Annotated in this window: 1 protein-coding gene; it reads left to right on the plus strand. The window is 59.1% G+C overall.

Annotation, left to right across the window (positions count from 1 at the left end; genetic code table 11):
• Window positions 1–232: hypothetical protein (locus tag AC1RPW_RS08730; RefSeq protein ID WP_481769569.1), on the plus strand; the 232-nt coding region annotated here is incomplete at both ends.

Genomic DNA, 232 nt, shown 5'->3' on the forward strand with positions numbered 1-232 from the left:
AAATGAGTGCGAAGGAAACCACGGTGCGCGTCATGGCCAACGTCGGGGCCTTCGACGTGACGGACATTCGTCTACAGCGGTTGGCGACCAACGAGCGCGATTTGTTGATGAAGCGATACAAGAAGTGGGCGAAGAAGGTGAAGGACGCGGGTGGTCGCTACACGATCTTCCGACCCGACGCGGACATGACGATGGAAGAGGTGGTGGCCGCCACCAACGCCTACGACGTAGA

This window comes from Dellaglioa sp. CoH-55-MRSF-8 (assembly GCF_056782195.1).